Raw genomic sequence first — 18,463 nt, forward strand, 5'->3', positions numbered from 1 at the left:
GACTCACATCCTTGCCGTTATTAAGTCCAACATACTCTCATCGCCTACCGGCTGCTCTGCAGCTCGTGGGCTCGCTCCTGCATTTGGTCCAGACGCTCGTGACCGTAGTCACTCCATTTCATAGGCACCCAGATCGCCAGGAACAGAAAGATGACGATTATCAATCCGTAGAACAGATAAGCCGGATTGCGTTGACTGAGCACAAGCCTCGTATATCGGGAACTGGAAAACGCTCCTTTGATCTTTCCGCCCAATTCACCGAAAAACTTGCCGACTTTAGACCAGAAACTGGCCTCCTGCAAATAGCCGAAATGCTTGAGATAGCGATGCGCCAGGGAACTTCCCTGCCCCACTTTATTGAAGGTGCCGACTCGTTGCAGGTGGAACTCCAAAGAAGTCCGGTCCGTGATCAGATTTTCTCCCAGTTGCAGCCGTCGCCGTACCAGCTCCAAAAACTTGGCCGGTTCCGCCAGAGCGGAGAACTGCTCCGGTGAGGCCCCGGTGTTGAGCGGCCGTCCGAAAGTGTTCAGATAACGACCGACCTCATTCATGAAGAATTCGTTCAGCCGGAAGTTGTTGTTGAGTGCTCCCTCAACGAACAACAGCGGCACCAGGTGATTCTCGAAATACGGTACGTCCTGTTTGACCGCGCGGAGACCGCGAATATACGAAAACGCTTTGTTCGAACGCCCGTCGATATCCGCCTCCGCCTCGAAAAACGTCACCAATACCTGCACCGTCAGTTGGCGCAAATCGGAACTGGTCAGCGGAGACTGACGAATCATATCGAGAAAATAACGATCTACCTCAACCGCCTTATCGCGCTGCTCGCGCAAGGCGTGAAAAACCGCCTTGATGCCGTTGTATGTTTGAAGAAACGCCTCGGTCTCGAACGACTGCGAATCCGATTCATATGACTGCAGATAACGAAAGAGATCATCGACGTAAGATTTAACCGCTAAACTGTCTTGCATCTATTCCAATCCTAAATCGAGTATACACTCAGGTCCATCTTGCTCAGGCCCTCGAACTTGGACGGGTCCGGAGCGCCCCGGAAAATAAGCGTTACCTGATTGACCGACGGCGATTTCAGCATATCCTGCGGATGCAGGGCGACCTTGGAGCCATAGGTAGTGACATCGATCTCCACCGGATCCGTCTCGCCCAGACCACGAGCCTCATTAAGCCCCAAACGAATCTGCATGCGAGTCCAGATACCGGAATCGAACAGGTCTTTGTTAAGAAGAATTACCGTATCGGCCACCGGTGACGGGTTGCTGATATCGACCAGCAGATAACTCAACTCACCCATCTGCTCCAGCCGCACCGATCCATAATCAAGAATGCGATAGGTCTGCCCCTGGTAGGTCAGCGAATCGGTCGCTACCGCCTGGGCGCCCAGTTGATCCTTTTTAACCTGGGCGAGGAATCCCATCATCTGTCGCACGACCGACAGGATCGTGTCGATTTCGCGCAGATGCCCGCCGATATTCTGATGGTCGTAATCGGCCAGCAGGAATGAATCCACCTGCGACATGAACTGGCCCACATTGGTCCCGACCTCCTTAACGAAAAACCGCTCGTTAAGGTAATCCTTGAGACCGGCTTGCAGATTAAGCAGTGTGGTCAACACGCGGAACAGGCGCTTGAAGAAAATAACCAGCTCAATCGGCGCCGGGGCATTGTGCCCGACCACGAACTGATCCAGCGAGGCAGACATGTGATAAGCGAACTGAAAAATCGTCTGGCGAAATGATGCCTGGAGACTGCTTTTCTCGCTTGACATAGCACCTTCGGCAGCTATGGCCGTGTAAGCCCGCGAAGCCAGCGAAAGCAGATTCTCGAGACGGTTGCGATATTCCCCGGCCTTCTGTAGAAGGCGTTCATCGGCATAAAGACTCAGGCAGGGCGGAAAGAAATTCGGATCCTCGGCAACTTCGTTGCCGTCAACCGCAAGCTGGGCGATCTGCAGGTATTGACCGCGCGGCAACGACGGTGCTTGTCCGATGTGGAGGCTGTAATTGCCTGCCAGCGACGGAATCCTGGGCGGATCCTCATCCGGGTCCGGATCACCGACCGGTTTTTTAGCCGGTTGACCTATGGCCACATAAACCGCCACTGAGCCGCTGGGTAGATCCGTTTCGGCATGGACCGCGGCTTCATTCCCTTCGTTGATTTCAATCACCGAGCCATCCGGCGTAATCGCCTGACAACGGATCAAGTCAACCTGAAGTTTCCCGGAGCCGGCCATCGCTTCCAGCAACAGCGCCGGTTTCCCGGCAAGCGACTTGCGGATTAATCCGTAATTATCACCGGCGCTCACGGCATACCATCGCGCCAGTTCTTCACAATATCTTTCCTGATCTTTGAGATGCCGCTGTGTGAGAAGCATCCCATCCTGCCAGTTAACCGAATATAAGTTCAAGTCGCTCATAAATTTGCCTCAGAGGTTCAGATCCGAATTTATGCACCTGCCAATATCATGTCAAGTTAATTGGATTTATCACATTTCTGCTTACGTTATACATAGGTCGAATAACCTAAATGTTGTTTCAGCCCGGTTTTCCCGAGACGCAAGTCACCTTTTTTAACGGTTATTCTAAGCTTCACATCAAGGTCATTCGGCATACAAAGACGCAATACCTTATCAAGTTTCTTTCGCAGGGGACGTCCCGGAAGAAGATCGGAAACCTGCTCCGGTTTGACATCACGCACCTGTAATTCATAGGCAGAATCATAATCAGTAAAGCCCCCTCCTAAAACTGTCTCCACACCTAACCGGGATTCCTTCGTCCCCAGTTTTGTCTGAAGGTTCGGGGGGATGTAATGACGGCTCTTTATGTTCTCCACGATGCGGAATTTCCAGCCAAACAGGAATTCCAAAACACTGCAAACCAGCTTGGCATTCCCGGACCAGTGATTGAACAGCGGCATCGCTGCTGTCCAGAAAAGAGCCTCTTCCACATCCGGCTTATCCTGTATCAGATCGAAATGGAATAATTTCAGAAACCGTTTAAGATGCTCCAGATCTACCAGACCGGCCTGGGCTTTGAGCGTTTCGTTCGTCGCCAGCGCTCGATATCTGACAGCCTCGGCATCGAATGGCGCCATTAGTCTCCGTGCCTGCTCGTCCCAACTGTCGGTGCGGTCGGTAATACCGCTGAGTCCATAGAAAAGCTGGTACGGCATGAAATCAACAGCGCTACGGAAACCCACCCGGAGTTTGATCGTGTCGTTACGGTCAATGGGAGTACCTTTGGTCGGTTCCTGAGAGACGATCTCTCCCCTGTAATTCTGGTATTCACCGTCCGCCAGCAATTCCACTCGATCTAAACTGACACCTAGCTTGAACAGCAGGTTCAAAGCCGTTACGAAATGGTATTTATGCCGACGGCTGGTCAGGTCCGGCATGATGATCGGGTACGCACTCATTTGGTCGACAACTCGATTCTGAAGCGGGTATTAACCGGCGACCGTGATTTAAGGAAGCATTCGAGCCGCTCCGACAGAAGATCCATCTCGTCCTGAGAATGGAATGCTTCGCCATCGACCAATAATCCCACCACGATACACCGGCAAACTCCCTTGCCGATCCGCTGCACACCGCTCTCACACACGGCGCGTTTTATCCGCGGATCGAACGTCTGCGCCCAGACGGCAATCTCTTCATAGCTAAGTGCCCGGTCGCGATTACGCAGCCGCGCCGAAGCCTCATCTACCAGTTGCTTGTCGGTTTTTGCCGGAACCGCACCTCCGGTAGGAATGAGATTGGTAACTTCATCCAGTCCGGGATGATTTTCGTACAACTCGACTATTTTACCGGCGCCGACACCGTTGGCTTCGGTACCGGCCGTTACCGAATAAGTGACCGTAAGCGAATCCGGAGGAGGTTCCAGAGAGTTGGAATAATCGAACCACATGACGAGTTTTTCTTCTCGATTTTCAATCGCATAGAATTTGCGCGGTCCTCCCGGTGAAGCCTCATGTATCGCCACGTAATTTTCACCAGCCGAGTCAATGACTTCCGATATCTCGACAATCGATTCGATATCTTCAGGCAACTCGATCTCCACGAGCTTATCCCCGCCGGTGTGTTTGAACAATCGCATCTCGTTCTTGTTCACCACCAGCATAGCATCGAAATAAAACTGAAGACCGTACGCGAGGCGACTCCGATCCCCCTTGGGCGGTAGATCGATCCTGATCCAATAATAGCTGCCCTCGTAATTCTCCGGTTTGAGGCTGCTTCGACGCATCATCTCAACCAGAGCACTATCCAACGGACCCGGCTCCCAGGTCGAGGTAAACATCTCAGGAAGACAAACAAACGAATCTTTCAAACGCACGAACAGGTCGGAGCTCTTGCGAAGGCCACCCCAGTCGAGCACTTCTTTACCGGACGGGAAGATGCTGTCAAGGTCCGAAGATAATCCGGGGCAGAACGAAGAATCCTCGTAGAACGAGCCGAAATTGCTGCCCGGATACCATTTTGACCAGCGCACCTGCGCCAGTGCTTCCGGGTCGCCGTTAACGAAAATCAGCGCATCGGTCAGATTGGAAGGCGTTCCCTCGAATTCCACCGCCACGTAAGCGCGGTTGACGGCGGTAATCGCGGCGGTTACACCGGTTGTCGGCGGGCGATCGGAAGCGGCGGCATCGGGAGGGGTGATATCGGTTACGGCATGGTCGGATTGAAGCAGGATATGCTTCACTTTGGCTTTGATAATCTTCTCAGGACGGATGCCCGAAAAGAACAGCATGTGACCGCCCTCACGCCTTTCCTTATAAAAGAAGCGCGTATTAGGATCGACCTCAACTACCGGATCCACCGGCAAACAGCGCATCACCGTGTAAGCCGGGACCGGCCAGCGCTGACATTCGGGAGACATCGCCTTGATCAACGACTCCGATGCCACCTGCCAGGTTTTACCGATCTCATTGTCGATCCCCGATAACTGATGAGCATACATTTCCATCAGGATTCGCAGAATCGGATCGAGCCGTTCCGGGGATTCCGGTATTTTGGGATTCCAGGCCCGCAGGTCACGATGCATGTGGGCAAAAATCTGTTCCGTAGTTAGAGAACCGCGTTGGCTCATAATTTCAGCCTCAGTCTCCTCGATCTAGCCTAAATCATAATGGGCTTCAAACTTCAATTCATCGTCGTCGTCCCGGTAGTTTCCAGTCACCTTGACCTGCATACCGAGATTGTGTCCCTCGCCTAAATCCTCACTGGTAAACGACACCGTCACATTGTAGAGCCGTCGCTCGTATTTACCGATAGCATTGCGCAGACTGGCTCGAACATCAGCTTTATTAGTCGTGAGCATATCGGAGAATTCTTTTTCCCAGAGATCGCATCCGTAATCCTTGCGGAAAGGGATAGATCCCAATCGTGTCGACAACACCAACCCGATGGAATACATAATCGATTCCTTGAGATTGGTCTTGGGAAGATGTCCTTCGCGCAGGACGAGAGGTATTGACAGATAATCCATTGGTTATTCTTAGTTGATCTTGACGATTCCGCCCTTGATCTCGGTCATGGCAGTACCTTCAACTTTTACCGTGGTACCGCTCAGTTTCGCTTCGGTCCCTCCTTTGCCCTCGAAATTCATAGAACCCTCTGCCTTGAGGTTGCCCGAAGACTTGAGTTCCATATCACCGGTCGATGTAACCGACACCTTCGCTCCGGATTTGATTTCTACATCACCGGAAGTGGTTTCAATGGTAACCGTATTTCCCTTGATCGAAATATCCCCCTCCGACTCGATCATGATCTTCGGACCATCCATAGTCAGGGTAATCAGATTCTTGCCGTCTTTTTGAACGAGACTGAGTGCTTCGTAGCCTGACTTGTCGACAAAGATCAGGTCGTTGTTGCCTTTGGTACGGAACACTTTGAGGTCGTTATCGGCGGCAGTGAATCCGGCCGGATGGTTGGTCGGAGGATTATCTTTGCCGTTCCACATGCAACCGAGGATGACCGGACGATCGGGATCACCACCCTCGAACGCTACTATAACTTCATCTCCCAACTCCGGCAGGGCAAAGAAACCTCGCTCGGCGCCGGCATGAGGAGTTATCATGCGAATCCAATAGTCGGGTTCAGCCTGTTGGCCGTCAACGGTCCAGGAGAATTTCACTTTAACTCGGCCCATGTTCTCGGGATCATCGGTACCGGTTACTATCGCGGCTTGTAAATCCGTAGCCTTCGGTTTGGGGCGCAACGCCGGTTGAGCCGCATCCATGCTGGTGCATACGAAACTGCAATCATACTCACCGATTTTCCAGGCATGAACGACCCTGGTTATGAAGTAAGAATCATTGATTTCGTTGCCGAGCCCCTCAATATCAATTTTCTGAGCCACGCTAAGCGGTACGTCGCGGGTATTCCCCTTACCTTGAATCATTGTCCCGATCGAAGCCATGCGTGCCAGTTCCACGGCACCGTCAATCTCCGCCTGGCTTTCCGGGACTAAGCCACCGATAGAAGAGGCTTGCGGGTACAGGCTTTTCGAAGCCCGGTGCGATACCGCCGCCAGTCCCGACAGCGAGCGACGCGGGGAACCGGAAGTTTCTCCCGAGTAAGTTTCCTTATTCAAACGGCAATATCCGGCCCCGTCGAACTTCTCAACGGCCGTCCCGACGCCAACGGTGAAAGCGGCCAGAGTATAACCCCAGGTAAGGGAAATCGGCGATGAGTTGGTTGGCTTCTGAACGTGAAACTCCCGGCCGTCGTAGTATGCATACATGCCGTTGGCCGCCGCCAGTCGCTGAATAAACTCGAAATCCGTTTCATGATACTGCACGCAGTATGAGAGGTTTTTGGCGGTCGTTTCAATCGTTCCCTGCGTGATGGAATGGTTGCCCAGGATAGCCTTAATGATATTCGACGCCGATTGCTCCTGCCAAATCTTGTTGCGTTTGCTTCCATCCATCAGATACGTCGGGCTGTGTCCCGTGATGCGAGCGGTATTGATCCCGTCATAGCTGTTATCGTAACTGACCTGAGTTACTACGTACACGAATTCGAGCCTGACGGTATCTTGCGTACCCGGGATCTCGTCCGATTCGAAAGTTATCGATACCGGCTTACCGACGAAGTCGCGATATTCACTGAGGTCCTCGAATTCCGACATTTTCTCGACCTGGCCGGTCTTGCGCAATGTCGCTGTCAGCACATGGTGACCGTCGATGCGTTGCTCCAACGAAACATCATGAATATCGGCATCGATCTTCTTGCCGTTTATCATCAGGATCGCATTAGTTGGCATAGGATTCTTCCCGAAATCGGATCAGTGGCAGGTTTCGGGCGCCGCCGCTCGACGCCCGAACCTTAATCAACTGAAACCGATTATTCTTCCCAGCGGTTGTCGATTTCGGCGTCTCCGATGGTCAGCTTGTGACAGGAGATCTCGATATGTTCGAAGACCTGATCATCGGGATTGTTCTTAATGTGCGGGATCGTTTCCTCGTATCTGGTGATGAAACCCTCTTCCCAGGTAAGTTGCTTCATCTCGGAATCATCCGGCGTCTTGAACGTGACCTTGCCGGCCTTCCAGTTCGGTTTCGAGGAATCCATTGCCCAGCGGGCCAGATCGGTGTTCTCGTCTGACTCACGCGTCACTTTGATGGTACCGGCGTGAGCACGGTCGGACGGACGTCCGGTCTCATCCTTGGCCGTATACAGTTCGTAGGTCACCATGTACACGTTTTTGTACACGACACCGTCAACTTCTAATACTGGTCTCCGTGCCATAGCTTTACTCCTTTATGGCTGGTTCATGGTTCTATTGTCAGATTCTCTGTTGTCGGATTGAAGCGGCGGCCGATACTTACTCCGACCGCCGCGATTTTGTCGTATGCTATTTGTCCTTGACGTTCGTCTGATTATCTTCGTTCCAGGCGGTAAATTCGATGTTAAAAGTCCGCGCCGGATACTTCGGATTGAGAGCGACCTTGATGTCGATCTCCTGACGCTTGCGCATTTCCTCATCGGCGAAAATCTCGACTCGGAAATCCTGAAGGATGTTGTCTCCGCCGGAGATCGCCTTCATGAATTTGTCGATATCGCGCCGCATGGTGTCAATGAACTTCTGGTCAATGACCGAGAAAGTCTGCTTGTTGAGATAATTGCGCAGGGTTTTATAGACGTAGTCGTAGGTCCGTCGGATCGAATAAACGTTGAACGTCTCTTTCTGGAACAGGGTCGAAGCCCCCATGGCCACGGCCGAGCCCTCGAAACTGACCATCGGATTGACGCCCTTCTCGTTGATCTTGGAAGCATCCGGCTGGTTGGCTTTAAACCGGATATACTTCGCATCGGCCACCTTACCGTACTTGAAACCGGCCATCGGCTGTTGCATGCCTATGGTCGTATCACCCTGGTACATCATCCCGGCCACTGCCGCCGACGGCGGAATCCACATGTCGTCATCTTCGTACTGGTTGGCTTCACGCGCCATCAGATAGTTCGCAAATACCGACATGTACTGCTTGTAATTGTCGATGCCGGAGAGGTTGGCATAGTTGGGATCATCCAGCATGTCCATGACCTCTTCGAAACTCTCGAAATTGGGTAGGTCGGTCATGACGTGCAGCTTATTGGGCATCCCGAGCTGGCGGGCGACATTGTCCATCGCTTCGACCGATCCCAGATAACCGGGAACGACCGCCATGGCGAAACACTCTTTGATGCTCCACTCACGGTAGAGATCGGCCACCGCTTTGCTGAGCTGTTCGAACTTTTCTTTATCGTCCGGATCAGCCAGTTCTTCGGCGCTGACATTGGCGAAATACGCGTTGACTTTTTCGTCCGCTTCCTGCTGGGCATTGGAAAAAAACTTATCGATCGCTCGATAAGTGGTCTCCAACTCGCGCGAGGCGCGATGAACCTTCTTCATGTTCTTCTCGAGGTTGGTTTCGAGCTTGGTGGCTTCCTCGTTGAGATTCTTGCGCACCTCATCCAGGTTGTCGGATTTTGAAAGCTGTTCCACCCAGAGCTTGAGTCGCTCGGCCAGCAGTCGACGTTGGTTGGCAAAATCTTTCTTGGTCAAAAATTCTTTACGTTGAAAATCCTTCTTCGGATCAAGCCATTCGACACCACGCACCAGGTCGCCGTCGACGGTCTTGAACGAAGGTAACAGATCCGCCAGCTTCTTGAAATCACCGAAATTATCGGACAACATGTCCGCGAATTCATCGTCGGATATTTTCTCAGCAACTGGCTTAGCCTGAGCTTCGGCCGCCTGTTCGGGTTGCGGCTGAGCTTCGTTTCTTTCCATTTCGTCCATGGTAATCCCTCGTCAGTTTATTCGCTGAGAAGATCGATATAATACTGGGCGGCCTTCAGAAGCGCATCCTTCTTGTCTTTGTCCGCCAGCGTCTTCTGCAAGGCCTTATTCTTCTTCAACTGCTTGTCCAGATCGGCTGCCATTTCCTTGCGGTAGTAGGTAGTCGAAAGCGCTTCATTCTTCTCGATCAATTCCTTGGATGTGAAATCCTTCATGGTCTTGATCTCGAAATCGGCGTTGATCGGCTCGCCGTCGGGCGACTCCAGTTCCGCATCGAATGAGGGGCGGAACTTCTCGAACACGTCCTTGAGATTGTTGCAGCGGGTTGGCGTGACATCCGGGTCTTCTTCGTTGTTCAAACGAGCGATGTAAAGCAGCTTGTTTGACGGCAGCAGTTCGACCGGGACGGAATCATCACGGGCCACTTTCTCAGTGGCGCCTAATATGAATTTTGCCATCATGCCTCCATGTCAGTTATATGCTATCAGGTCTTGTCGGTCTTATTCGTTTTAAACACGAAATTGTCGTTCTCCACATCGATCGTGACATTATCACCGGGATTGACTTCCCCGGTAATGATGTCAACCGAGAGCTTGTTGACAATCTCGCGCTCGATAATTCTCTGTATCGGTCGTGCGCCTAATTCCAGCGTGTAACCATCGACAGCCAGCTTGTGCTGTGCCGCCGCGCTGAGTTCGGCATTGATGTTCTGGTCGCGCAGAAGCCCGGTTAAGCCCTTGAACTCCAGTCCGGCGATTTTTTCCACCTGGTCCTGTGTGAACGAATGGTATACGATAATGTCGTTCAACCGATTCAGGAACTCCGGCCGGAACTTGGTAAACAGGAAACCACGGACCTCGTCCATGTTCACTTCGCGACCTTCGCGGTCGGCATCGAGAATTTTATCCGCCGCGTAGTTGGACGTAAGGATCACGATCACATTGCTGAAATCGACCGTCCGGTTCTGGCCGTCGGTCAGGCGGCCGTCGTCGAGAAGTTGCAACAGCACGTTGAACACGTCCGGGTTGGCCTTCTCGACCTCATCGAAAAGCACCACCGAGAACGGCTTGCGCTTGACCGCTTCCGTCAGCACACCACCCGCTTCATAGCCGACATAGCCGGGAGGAGCGCCGATCATCTTGGCCACCGAATGCGATTCCATGAACTCGGACATATCCAGCCGCACCATGGCGTTTTTGTCGTCGAACAGGAATTCGGCCAGCAATTTCGCCAGATAGGTCTTGCCGGTACCGGTAGGTCCCAGGAACAGGAACGAACCGACCGGACGGTTGGGCAACTTAAGCCCGGCCCGCGCCTTGCGAACGGCATTGGCAATGGCCTTTATGGCATCCTTCTGGCCGATAATACGCTCGCCCAGAAAATCTTCCATCTTGACCAGTCGTTCTTTTTCGGAGGTCATCATCTTGGATAGCGGGATACCGGTGCGTCGTGCTACGACCGAAGCGATATCGGAATCATCGATTTTACGCTCCAGACCTTCAATCACCTTCTTGAGCGCTTCAAAACGATTCTTGCGCCGGCTTAACGAATCGCGCATATCCTTCAGGGTTAGTTTTTCGGCTTTCATTCTTCACCTCCGGCGGCTTCGAGACGATGGCCCCAGTATTCATCGAGTCGATCCATGTCGCGTTCGAACTCATCGAAAGCGGTGCGAAGTTTCTCGAACGATTCCGCGTCTTTCTCCTCGTCCTTACCCTCGCATTCGCCGATCGATTTCTCGAGCGAGGTCATCTCTTCGGCCAACTTCGGCAACTTGGCTTTGGCGAACTCTTCTTTGACACTGAACTGCGACCCGGCCTCATCAACCAGATCCAGGGCCACATCCGGTAAATTACGCTCACCGAGATAGCGCTGCGAGTATTTAACCGCCGCTTCTATCGCCTCGCGGGTATAAGCAATTTTGTGGTGCTCGGCATATTTATCTATCACACCGTTCAAAATGCGAACAGCATCATCGTATGGCGGCTCTTCGACTTTAACCTTCTCGAAACGGCGGTCCAGCGCCTTGTCCTTTTCGAGATACCTGGTGTACTCTTCCTCGGTGGTAGCTCCGACCAGGCGAATCTGTCCGCGGGCCAGAGCCGGTTTCAACAGATTGGCGGCATCCATACCGCCACCGCCGCCCGCGCCGCAAATGGTGTGGACCTCGTCGATAAACAACACGACCTTGCCGCCCGACTTCACCACCTCACCCACAAGCGCTTTAAATCTTTCTTCGAACTCACCCTTGTATTTGGCGCCGGCCACCATGGAACCCATGTCGACTTCCATCACCTTGACGTCCTGGAGCGCCTTGGGCACGTCGCCGTCGATAATCGCCTGAGCCAATCCCTCGACAATCGCCGATTTACCGACTCCCGCACCGCCGACCAGCACCGGGCTGTTTTTGCGACGACGCAGAAGAATCTGGATGACTTGTTCCGTTTCCTTCTCACGTCCGATACAGCGGTCGAACTCTCCCGATGCGGCCAGGTTGGTCATGTCAACACAATAGCGCAATGTGCCGGACACCTTACGGCCGGTCTCTCCTCCCCCCTCACCCGTGCCGCTGCTGTCCTTTGACGGTGTCCCCGTAGCGATTTCCTGAACCGCTTTGGCCTCGGCAATAGCGCGATAGATCGCCTCTTTGGGGATATCAAGTTTGTCCCGCAAATACGGAGATAGAGCCGATTTGGGGTCAAAGATCGCGATCAGTATGTGTTCCGGCTCGACCAGCGTATCATACAGCTTGTTCTTCTCTTCGATCGCCTGCTCCAATACCGACTGACAAGCGGGAGATATCGCTAACTTGTCTCGCGCTGAGGAACGGCTTGACTGATCCTTTAGAAACGCTTCGGTCAATGATGCCACCATGCCGGGTTTACGGTCGAGCTGATTCAGTATCGACTCGACTTCAGTCCCTTCCTGACGCACCACCGCCACCAGAAGATGCTCCACCTCGATCTCGGGATGACGAAACTCGGCAGCAACTTCTCGGGCGTTTTTTATAACCGTGCGGGAATCAGAGGAATAACTGGCAATATCCATGGGAATGCAATGTCCCTATCGCTTATAAGTAATTTTGTCTTTTCCTGTGCGAGGTTGGGTTTTCGCTATGCTCGTCCCAATTGTTAAAAATAGCCTTGTATTTGACTAAGTGTCAAGCGCTTTTATATCCCTTAAATCCTATAACGGCGCTGTTTTCGACAGTCCAATCATGTATCTTATTTGTCCACAATACGGACTATTTATACCATCATCTCGATCATTCGCTCAATCGTTAATCGCCGCTTTCCAACTCCGACTTCGGTGGACGACCTTCCTTGGATGGTCGCTCCGGCTTATCCCATGCGGGCCGACTTCGCAGCGGATTCCGGGGACGCCCCGGATTTTTCTCCGACGGACCGTAACAATAACCCTTGCGCAACTTGCTCCAGACGATATTCCGGCATTGGGAGTGATCACCGTGAGCGATAAATTCACCGGCAGACTTCTCCAGCGTCTGCTCCAACTCTTTCTCGATACCGTCAAGGAACCGGTCGAAATCGAATAATCCTTTAATTAGCGCCAGACTGGCCGTCAGATAGCGCTCCATCTTGTCTACCTGATGTTGGTATTCATAAAGCGAGTCAAAATGAAGCACACAGTCCCGGCATCCGGTCAGACCGCAGCCGGTTTTGTCTTTGTTCTTGTCCAACGCATCCAGCTTCCGGGACAGATCCTTCTGGTAATGACTATATGCCCAATGAGCATGACGCGATATCTTCAAAAACAGCTCATCCACTTCCTTGGCGGCATGTTTGAGACTCTTGAGCTGCGGGTCTTTCTTATGGGAACCGGTCAACTGGTTGGCAACCGCGACGCGCTCCTTGAGAAAATTCAGGCGATGCGCCTCCGTGACTTTAGACTTCGTGTCCTTGTCGGAAGCCTTCCCGGTGACCTTACCGATCACGAAACCGATAATTCCTTCGGTTATATCGGCTGCTGTCGAGGAACCGGAAGTAGCGGCTTTTTTGGCGACGTAGTTACCCATCGCTTTACCCGTGCCGCCCATGAAGAAATCCTTCAGGGCATCCATCGCCCCGACTTCGGGAATGAACTCCGCCCCGTACGCCGTTCCCATGCTCAGTGCCGAATTAAAGATATGATTGATAGCCCCCACCGCATGATTGATCGCCGCCAGCGCTTTTTCTCCTACCGTATAACGCATGTCCAGATTGGCATAGCGATGACTGATGCGAACCCCGGCCCCGGGCATGTCGAGGCCGTGTAGAATATCTTGAGTCATGTAGAAATAGCGTCGCAGCTCGGGTGGAGCCTCATGCCAATGTTTCTGATGAGTCTCACGGTTCTTTTCGAGCGCCTTGAGGTACTCGTCGATGGCTTTATCGAGTTCCTTCTTGAGGTCGTCGATTTCCACCTCTACGATTGACACTTTCGCGGTATAGTTATCCGAGTAATCACCATGGCGAGAACCGGATCGATCCTGAGTGATGCCCAGCTTTTCCCAGAATTTGGCATAGACGATCTTATCGATCACATTCTTGCCCGGAATCAGGAGCACGGTTCCCTCCGGTAAAACCGCCTCCCTGATCTCCCATTCCTGCTTCTCGGGATCCCAGCGAGCCTGATTTCGGTCGATTTTGAGTTCTCTGAAATTATGCGCCACCAGCGCCTGAACCGGGATATCGAAATTCTCGGCTATGCTGTCGAACGACTCACCCGACTGGACCGTGTACTCCTCACCCTTGCCGGCCTGTTTGAGAGCCGCCTTGAGTGCCTTGCGCATGCACGTATAGTTGGGACCGCCGTAACGCGGACCGAACAACCAGAACCGCCAGTCGCGCCAGTCGTTGCGCTCAGCCATATCATAGCGATCCAGAAGATTGCGCCATTGCGCCCACATGTTGCAATCTCGATGCTCGGCGTACTGCTGGTATTCCAGTACGGCTTCCTCGATCATCGCTTGAGCTTTTTCCTGAATCGCTGCGAACTCCTCGTAAACATCGAGGTAAAGGCGGCAGAGATTCATGGCCGGGAGCAAATAGTTGCGATACTTGTTGAGATGATGCCTGAACTCGAGGGCGATCTGAACGTCGCGGATCATCGCCTCGCACGACTTGAAGTTGGAATCGGCCAGCGTATCGGCCGCCGGGATCCAGATCGGTTTGCCCGGTTCGACATAGTTATAGGCGTATTCGTCCTTGATCTCCAACTCACCGTCGTATTCGTACATCCGGTGTTTCCAACTCATCGGCTTCTTGATCAAACCGCGCGGAATCCAAACCTGCCTGACATTCTCCAGAACCACATGCCGATTTTTCTCTTTTTCCGGCCAGAGCCGCTTGCGCATGTAGAAAAATCGCAGGTCGTGGTTGTCCTCCCATTCGAGAATCTCATGCCAGGCAACTCCCTCTGCGTCGGCGATTTGGGCCAGCGTTTCACCCGGCTTGACCGGCCGGATCGAGAGTGTCCCGGGATTGCGAGGATGATAAAGCACCTCTTCCTCCCGGAACTTGAAATGCGGATACTGTTTCCGCACATTCTCCAGAACCGTTTCGAACGTTTCCTTCTCCCCCGGCACATAGGTGCGTCCGCCCAGCATTCGCTCCGGCATCTGCTGATAGATCGCCACCGCCTTGCGCAAATGAACGACCGAATCGCGCAGAGTGTGTTGCACCAGCTTGGTCAGGCGGCGGGAATCATAGCGGAAATCGTGAGCCTCCGGTTCTTTGACCGGTTTGGCCGGGATGTATATGATCTCGTTCTCGGGCAGCAGAAAATCAGTCGGCGGTGTGGCGTCGCATTCCTCCTCGACGAACAACTGCAGCAGCTCATTGCGCGGATGGTCCCAGATTTTCTCTACCGGCATGTCGAACTGATCGGCAATCTGCGATAACGACATCGGTTGGCGAACGGTGAACAAATGCCCCTTAGGCTTCTTGTCCTGATCATCCTCGGGATAACGTTCCTGCCAGTCTTTGCGTGTCAGGCGGTCATCGATATCCTCGCGCGTGAGCTTGTGATAGGACAGATCGACAATCGCCCCAACAGCCAGGCTGGCCACGGCCGAAGTCGCTCCGAAAACCGCTCCGATCGCCGCTCCGATCAACGCCCCGATAGGCCCCCCCACAACTGTCCCGACAGCCGTAATCACACCGAACGAGGCAATACTGAAACCGATTCCGACCGCCTTACTGCCCGCCCCTTTGACCAGCGTTTCTTCCCAGGTATAGCTGTTGAAGTTGAACCAATAGCCGCGCAGGTAAGAGCTAATCGAGCCTTCGTGACGCTTTTCCGTGGTAATGAAGCTGAGGGTGGCGAGCCAGTGGAACGCTCGGAAAGCATCAGGGGGAGTAAGCGGTTGCCGCGCGCGATACAAACGACCGGTTTTACTGCATAGACGACCGGTCTTCGGCTTTTCAACGGACTCCTGGGGCAAGCGCGTCTCCTTGTTGAATTCCTATTTCTTCCATCCGGCCGGACCAACCTGCCGGAACGGTCATCGCTTCGAGCGGTTGAACGGGTTCACGAGCGGGTACCCTGCAGTGCTAACTTCTTTGGCTGTCGCCGCCTCCGGATGATTGCGTGCCGCCACCACTCGAGCTATCCGGAGTCTGGGTGGAATCATCATCATCGGCAGCATTGAACTCGACTTCATAACCACCGGGCGGCAGGTCCTCCACACGCGCATAACCGTCTTCGTTTAGTTGACCGCGCCGTTCGGAGCCGTCGGCCAGCTTCATGATATATTCACCGTTCCTGAGAGGTGAACCGAATGCATCCTCACCGAGCAACTCGGCATAATCCTTGAAGGTCAGCAGGCCGGATTCCTGTCCGAGGCCGAATTCAGCCGCAAAAACTTTAATCGTAAAAAAATACTCGGGGGGATTATATGATCCGCCGTAGTTATCCAGTTCTTCCTGGGTCGCTAGTTCGTCGGTATCTTCATGATATTCGTATTGCCATCTTGCCGCGATACTTCCCCCACGGACTGTCGTGGGGAACTGGGTAATGCGATCATGGGCGCTGTCCTGATCGTGCTCGTAAATTGTAATCGTCACTTCATTGCCGTCACGCACACCGGTTATATTAGCCGACAGGGTCAGCGTATCGCCGCGACGAGCCTCCTGCGCACTCCAGTGCAATTCCGTGACACGAATACGCGGCATAACCAAAATACGGGCCGACTCGCCCTCAAGACCGACCTTGCTCAGCTTCACTTCCAGATAAATCTTGTCGCCGGCCTCGGTATCCTCAGGAACCATGATTTCACCGACGAAACGATTACCCTGCATGCGCCCCTCAACCTGTCCCGGACTCCCCCCCTGTTCGGCCTTGGCCTTGACCTTTATCGGGCATCCGTCGCCAACAAACGCCGTGAGCACTTCGAACGGAAGATTCTCTCCCGGCACAGCGCGAGCGGCGTTGAACATCACCGAGATCAAATAGGAGTCCAGCTTTATTTCCTGTTCCGAGTCGGTGCTTTTGCTGAATTGCAGGGCCATGGGGAAATCCTTTACGGCTGACTGAGACTGTTGATAATACCGAGGACATCGAGGGCGATCGTCTTCATGGTTTTTTTCGAGAACACCCCCGTAAAAATGTAACCGACTCCATGGTCGATCACATACCATCGCCGGTGAAACAATACCTGCTGCTCGGACGGCACCGATTTGCACACGACCTCATAAGCCGGTCGGCCGTCATCGAGATGAATCTGTTCGTTCTTGAGAACATCCGCATTAGGCAAAGCCTGCACCCAGGGAGCCGTGTAGGTTCGGGCAAATTCGATCAGGTCGTCGCTTTCAGGTTTGGGATCAATAGCCAGCGTCAAAGAATGTTGAAATCCGCTGTCTTTGGGTCCCATGAAAAAATGAACCGTCTGATCCTGCCACCCCTTGGGCAGCTTGATCTTGAACAGGTTATTGGTTCCAGCCATCGTCGATAAGATCTTTCTAATCGTGTTATCTCAACCCGGCCGTTCATGCGCCCGGCCGAGAGTTTTCTCAAAAGCAATACACCCCTTTTATGGTACCGATCAACAGGTGTCCTTCGGCATCGATCACCGGCGGGGTGGTCAGCCATTCTCCCGGCGGCATTTCAACGAGCATCTCACCCATGCCTTTATTACCTATCCAATGGAGTCGATTCTGAGTCGCCAGCAGGACGGTATTGTCCTCCTGCACGGTGAAACGGACAATCGGCTCGACCCGTTCGAGATCGAATACATAATCCAACTCGCCGTTCGCAATTCTGAGCAGTTGTTTGCCAAATACGAGTAAAATGCGATTCTCAGAGTCAACGGCCGGTGGTTGTGAATTGGGAGGAACAGCTCCTGAAGGCAGCCAATACTCCCAGTTGAGCTTGCCGTCCGGGGTATAGAGCGCCAGTTTCCATTGCCGGTCGGAATTTTGCAAAACGATCACCACGTTGCCATTGTTGTCGAGCGTGGCCAGCCAGAAACCGGCATCGTTTAACTGGAATTTCCCGGTCGACCGCCCTGAGGCCACATCATAACTCAACACCTGGTGTTCGTCGTTGAGAAGAACTACTCGCTTACCGTCGCTGCTGACCATGGCCGGGAGCGCTTTCCCTTCGAACTCAATGATGTAATCGCAGTCCATGAGTCCGCCCGGCCCCTGTGATACCAGGTTGTAGTCATCTTTCTCCGGCGCCTGCTCTTCTTCAACCTCCACTTCGGGCGCTCTATTGGCCGTATGCAATAGGAAACGATTCTCCCCCTTTGGATAAACCAGCGGCAGGCGGCAGGCATGGTAACAGGCCGTCGGCTCATAATCGCTCATAACCGTTTCACCGGCGGCGTTGAGCCCCTTCAACTCCCCCTTGCCGTCGCGAAGGTAGAGAATGCTGTCGTGAACAAGAATTGCCATGCCGCTGTCGCGGAATGTTTCCCAACGCTGTTTGCCGCTCCGATCGAGCGCCATCACCCGCGTCCGAAACTGAACGTAGCAACCCTCATCGGTGGGGAGGATACACTCCGGCAATTCGACATTGGCCGAATCTGTCGAAGGGACAAACCAGATCGGTTCCCCCACGGTACGGATCGACCTCGATATATACGAGCCGTTGCGATAGTCACCGAAAAGCCTGACATATTCGCTCATTGCATGTTCTCCCGCTGTAGTGGGATGGTCGTCACTCGT

The 18,463-nt window shown here is 53.2% G+C and carries 15 protein-coding genes; all 15 read right to left on the minus strand.

Features of this window, described 5'->3' with window-relative positions; translation table 11 throughout:
• Window positions 1–44: 44 nt before the first annotated feature.
• Window positions 45–974 (minus strand): hypothetical protein, encoded by a 930-nt coding sequence (locus tag PLF13_09490; protein HOP07511.1) that lies wholly within the window; start codon window positions 972–974, stop codon window positions 45–47.
• An 11-nt stretch (window positions 975–985) separates the two neighbouring features.
• Window positions 986–2,434 carry a hypothetical protein gene (locus PLF13_09495; protein HOP07512.1) on the minus strand — a complete coding sequence of 483 codons (1,449 nt, stop codon included), beginning with the start codon at window positions 2,432–2,434 and terminating at the stop codon, window positions 986–988.
• Window positions 2,435–2,520: 86 nt separating this feature from the next.
• Window positions 2,521–3,432: a type VI secretion system baseplate subunit TssG gene (locus tag PLF13_09500; protein HOP07513.1), complete on the minus strand. Its 912-nt coding sequence runs from the start codon at window positions 3,430–3,432 to the stop codon at window positions 2,521–2,523.
• A complete protein-coding gene (locus PLF13_09505; GenBank protein ID HOP07514.1) occupies window positions 3,429–5,099 on the minus strand; it encodes a hypothetical protein in 1,671 nt (556 codons plus the stop codon). Before PLF13_09505 ends, PLF13_09500 begins: the two co-directional genes overlap by 4 nt.
• A gap of 24 nt (window positions 5,100–5,123) precedes the next feature.
• The gene (locus PLF13_09510; protein HOP07515.1) at window positions 5,124–5,498 is read right to left on the minus strand and encodes a GPW/gp25 family protein; all 375 of its coding nucleotides are present in this window, start codon (window positions 5,496–5,498) and stop codon (window positions 5,124–5,126) included.
• 9 nt (window positions 5,499–5,507) lie between these two features.
• Window positions 5,508–7,277, minus strand: a complete 1,770-nt coding sequence (locus PLF13_09515; protein ID HOP07516.1) for a type VI secretion system Vgr family protein — start codon at window positions 7,275–7,277, stop codon at window positions 5,508–5,510.
• An 80-nt stretch (window positions 7,278–7,357) separates the two neighbouring features.
• Window positions 7,358–7,762 (minus strand): type VI secretion system tube protein TssD, encoded by a 405-nt coding sequence (gene tssD, locus PLF13_09520; GenBank protein HOP07517.1) that lies wholly within the window; start codon window positions 7,760–7,762, stop codon window positions 7,358–7,360.
• A 106-nt stretch (window positions 7,763–7,868) separates the two neighbouring features.
• Entirely contained in the window at window positions 7,869–9,296 is a 1,428-nt protein-coding gene (locus PLF13_09525) for a hypothetical protein (protein ID HOP07518.1), read from the minus strand.
• Window positions 9,297–9,313: 17 nt separating this feature from the next.
• Window positions 9,314–9,754 (minus strand): type VI secretion system contractile sheath small subunit, encoded by a 441-nt coding sequence (locus tag PLF13_09530; GenBank protein HOP07519.1) that lies wholly within the window; start codon window positions 9,752–9,754, stop codon window positions 9,314–9,316.
• Window positions 9,755–9,780: 26 nt separating this feature from the next.
• Complete coding sequence (locus PLF13_09535) at window positions 9,781–10,884, minus strand: AAA family ATPase (protein ID HOP07520.1); 1,104 nt, start codon at window positions 10,882–10,884, stop codon at window positions 9,781–9,783.
• Entirely contained in the window at window positions 10,881–12,344 is a 1,464-nt protein-coding gene (locus tag PLF13_09540) for an AAA family ATPase (protein ID HOP07521.1), read from the minus strand. Before PLF13_09540 ends, PLF13_09535 begins: the two co-directional genes overlap by 4 nt.
• 232 nt (window positions 12,345–12,576) lie before the next feature.
• On the minus strand, window positions 12,577–15,738 hold the full coding sequence (locus tag PLF13_09545) for a LysM peptidoglycan-binding domain-containing protein (GenBank protein HOP07522.1): 3,162 nt from the start codon (window positions 15,736–15,738) through the stop codon (window positions 12,577–12,579).
• Between the two features lie 109 nt (window positions 15,739–15,847).
• A complete protein-coding gene (locus PLF13_09550; GenBank protein ID HOP07523.1) occupies window positions 15,848–16,804 on the minus strand; it encodes a hypothetical protein in 957 nt (318 codons plus the stop codon).
• A gap of 11 nt (window positions 16,805–16,815) precedes the next feature.
• The gene (locus tag PLF13_09555) at window positions 16,816–17,238 is read right to left on the minus strand and encodes a DcrB-related protein (protein ID HOP07524.1); all 423 of its coding nucleotides are present in this window, start codon (window positions 17,236–17,238) and stop codon (window positions 16,816–16,818) included.
• Window positions 17,239–17,305: 67 nt separating this feature from the next.
• Window positions 17,306–18,424 (minus strand): hypothetical protein, encoded by a 1,119-nt coding sequence (locus PLF13_09560; GenBank protein ID HOP07525.1) that lies wholly within the window; start codon window positions 18,422–18,424, stop codon window positions 17,306–17,308.
• Window positions 18,425–18,463: the final 39 nt, after the last annotated feature.

It is taken from the genome of Candidatus Zixiibacteriota bacterium (genome assembly GCA_035380245.1).
Classification (GTDB): Bacteria; Zixibacteria; MSB-5A5; order GN15; family FEB-12; genus DAOSXA01.

Excerpts from the sequence above, each read along its gene's own strand:
- PLF13_09490 (HOP07511.1), bottom strand. The coding sequence starts at position 974 with ATGCAAGACAGTTTAGCGGTTAAATCTTACGTCGATGATCTCTTTCGT.
- PLF13_09495 (HOP07512.1), bottom strand. The coding sequence starts at position 2,434 with ATGAGCGACTTGAACTTATATTCGGTTAACTGGCAGGATGGGATGCTT.
- PLF13_09500 (HOP07513.1), bottom strand. The coding sequence starts at position 3,432 with ATGAGTGCGTACCCGATCATCATGCCGGACCTGACCAGCCGTCGGCAT.
- PLF13_09505 (HOP07514.1), bottom strand. The coding sequence starts at position 5,099 with ATGAGCCAACGCGGTTCTCTAACTACGGAACAGATTTTTGCCCACATG.
- PLF13_09510 (HOP07515.1), bottom strand. The coding sequence starts at position 5,498 with ATGGATTATCTGTCAATACCTCTCGTCCTGCGCGAAGGACATCTTCCC.
- PLF13_09515 (HOP07516.1), bottom strand. The coding sequence starts at position 7,277 with ATGCCAACTAATGCGATCCTGATGATAAACGGCAAGAAGATCGATGCC.
- tssD (HOP07517.1), bottom strand. The coding sequence starts at position 7,762 with ATGGCACGGAGACCAGTATTAGAAGTTGACGGTGTCGTGTACAAAAAC.
- PLF13_09525 (HOP07518.1), bottom strand. The coding sequence starts at position 9,296 with ATGGACGAAATGGAAAGAAACGAAGCTCAGCCGCAACCCGAACAGGCG.
- PLF13_09530 (HOP07519.1), bottom strand. The coding sequence starts at position 9,754 with ATGGCAAAATTCATATTAGGCGCCACTGAGAAAGTGGCCCGTGATGAT.
- PLF13_09535 (HOP07520.1), bottom strand. The coding sequence starts at position 10,884 with ATGAAAGCCGAAAAACTAACCCTGAAGGATATGCGCGATTCGTTAAGC.
- PLF13_09540 (HOP07521.1), bottom strand. The coding sequence starts at position 12,344 with ATGGATATTGCCAGTTATTCCTCTGATTCCCGCACGGTTATAAAAAAC.
- PLF13_09550 (HOP07523.1), bottom strand. The coding sequence starts at position 16,804 with ATGGCCCTGCAATTCAGCAAAAGCACCGACTCGGAACAGGAAATAAAG.
- PLF13_09555 (HOP07524.1), bottom strand. The coding sequence starts at position 17,238 with ATGGCTGGAACCAATAACCTGTTCAAGATCAAGCTGCCCAAGGGGTGG.
- PLF13_09560 (HOP07525.1), bottom strand. The coding sequence starts at position 18,424 with ATGAGCGAATATGTCAGGCTTTTCGGTGACTATCGCAACGGCTCGTAT.